The 2,732-nt window shown below is 66.8% G+C and carries 1 protein-coding gene and 1 other RNA gene; both read right to left on the reverse strand.

Annotation, left to right across the window (positions count from 1 at the left end; genetic code table 11):
• Positions 1–114 precede the first annotated feature (114 nt).
• Positions 115–2,163, reverse strand: coding sequence for a sodium-translocating pyrophosphatase (locus tag ACR9ZJ_RS19195; RefSeq protein WP_481282493.1), 2,049 nt, complete (start codon positions 2,161–2,163; stop codon positions 115–117).
• 133 nt (positions 2,164–2,296) lie between these two features.
• Positions 2,297–2,663: RNase P RNA component class A (rnpB, locus tag ACR9ZJ_RS19200), an RNA gene on the reverse strand.
• Positions 2,664–2,732: the final 69 nt, after the last annotated feature.

Here is a 2,732-nt window from a genome sequence, read left to right on the forward strand (position 1 = left end):
GGGGGTGTTAACCCTCCCATTTGGGGGCGGAATGCGGGGGGGTAGACAACCGGGTGGGCCGGGCTCTGGTGGGAGCCGACCCTGTCGGCGATGCTCCTGAAGCCGGCGATGCCCCTACAGCAACGGAATCAACAACAACGCCACGATGTTGATGATCTTGATCAGCGGGTTCACCGCCGGCCCCGCCGTGTCCTTGTATGGATCGCCCACGGTATCGCCGGTGACGGCCGCCTTGTGCGCATCGGAACCCTTGCCGCCGAAGTGGCCATCCTCGATGTACTTCTTGGCGTTGTCCCAGGCGCCACCTCCCGTGGTCATGGAGATGGCCACGAACAGGCCGGTGACGATCGTGCCGATCAGCACGCCGCCCAGCGCCTGCGCGCCGGCCTCCGGGCCGCCCAGCCACTTGAAGCCGAAGATCACCACCACGGGCACCAGTACCGGCAACAACGAGGGAACCAGCATCTCGCGGATCGCCGAACGGGTGAGCAGGTCCACCGCGCGGGAATAGTCGGGCTTGGTCGTTCCCTCCATGATGCCGGCGATCTCGCGGAACTGGCGGCGTACTTCTTCCACCACCGAGCCGGCGGCGCGACCCACCGCCTCCATCGCCATCGCGGCGAACAGGTAAGGAATCAGGCCACCGATCAGCAGGCCGATGATCACGTAGTGGTTGGACAAGTCGAAGCGCACCTCGGTACCGCCGAAATGCAGGTTCAGGTTATGCGTGTAATCGGCGAACAGCACCAGGGCGGCGAGGCCCGCCGAACCGATCGCATAGCCCTTGGTCACCGCCTTGGTCGTGTTGCCCACGGCGTCCAGCGGATCGGTCACGCCACGCACCTCGGCGGGGAGTTCGGCCATCTCGGCGATGCCGCCCGCGTTGTCGGTGATCGGCCCATAGGCATCCAGGGCCACGATCATCCCGGTCATGCTCAGCATGGCAGTGGCGGCGATGGCGATGCCATAGAGGCCGGCCAGCGCGAATGCTCCCCAGATCGCCGCGCACACGGCGAGCACCGGCAGCGCGGTGGATTTCATCGAAACGCCGAGCCCGGCGATGATGTTGGTCGCATGGCCGGTGGTCGAGGCTTGCGCCACGTGGCGTACCGGGCGGAACTCGGTCGCGGTGTAGTACTCGGTGATCACCACCATGGCGCCGGTGAGCACCAGGCCGATGATCGCGCAGCCATAGATGCGGCCCGGGCCGAAGGCGGAATCGGCCATCAGGGATTGGGTGATGGGCCAGAACGCGACCGCCGCCAGCACGGCGGAAACGGCCACGCCGGCATAAAGGGCGTTCATGATCTTGCCGCCGCGCGTCTTCACGAAGAACGTGCCGATGACCGACGCCACGATCGAGGCGCCGCCGAGCACCAGTGGGTAGAGCACGCCCGAGGGACCGACCTCGGTCGCCATCACGCCGCCCAGCAACATCGTGGCGATCAGGGTCACCGCGTAGGTTTCGAAGAGGTCGGCGGCCATGCCGGCGCAATCGCCGACGTTGTCGCCCACGTTGTCCGCGATGACCGCCGGGTTGCGCGGGTCGTCCTCGGGGATGCCGGCCTCGACCTTGCCGACCAGGTCCGCGCCCACGTCGGCACCCTTGGTGAAGATGCCACCGCCCAGGCGCGCGAAGATCGAGATCAGCGAGGACCCGAAGGCGAGCCCCACGAGCGAATGCAGGACATGCGTGCGCTCGTAGCCCATGTGGGTGAGCACGCCGTAATAACCGGCCACGCCGAGCAAACCGAGCCCGACCACCAGCATGCCGGTGACGGCGCCGCCACGGAAGGCCACCGCGAGGGCAGAAGAAAGGCCGCTCCTGGCGGCCTCGGCGGTACGTACGTTGGCGCGAACGGATACGTTCATGCCGATGTAGCCGGCCGCCCCCGAGAGCACCGCCCCCAGCGCGAAGCCGATCGCGGTACCCCAGTCGAGGAAGATGCCGAGGAGCAGGAAAAGCACGATGCCGACGACGCCGATGGTGGCGTATTGGCGGTTGAGGTAAGCGCGGGCGCCTTCCTGGATCGCCGCGGCGATCTCCTGCATTCGTTCGTTGCCCGGCGACCTGGCCAAGACCCAACTGACCGAAAACGCGCCGTACAGAATCGCAACGACCGCACATGCCAGCGCGATCCATAAACCGTACTGCTGCAGCATCGAAGCCTCCCCGAATTGTGGGAGCCCAACATGGGGCCCGATCCGAGTATAGGCAGGGGAGGCGGGGGAAGGCGTTGTGCGCTGCGGCGGGGGGGGCGCCGCCCCCCCGCCGGGCGCCGCGATGCCTGGAAGAAAAAGGAGTCGGCCTGTAAGCCGGGTTCTGTGCGTCTTGCGACGTGACAGTCATTCTTCTCGGCCTGGCGTCACCGCCAGGCTCCAGCAACCTACCCGGGAACGACGCGGGCCGCGTCATGGTTCCCTTATTTGGTCTTGCTCCGGGTGGGGTTTACCGTGCCGTGCGGCGTTAGCCCCGCACGCGGTGCGCTCTTACCGCACCCTTTCACCCTTACCTGATCCCCTTGCGGGGCCATCGGCGGTCTGCTCTCTGTTGCACTGGCCGTCAGCTCACGCTGCCCAGGAGTTACCTGGCACCCTGCCCTGTGGAGCCCGGACTTTCCTCGATACGCCCGAAGGCGCGACGCGACTGTCCGGCCGACTCCACCGTCGATTGTACGGCAGAAGCGACGCCTGCACGTAGAATGATCCGCCCCACCCAGCGGATCCCCCGA

Source organism: Luteibacter sp. KNZ12-1A, from assembly GCF_056755675.1.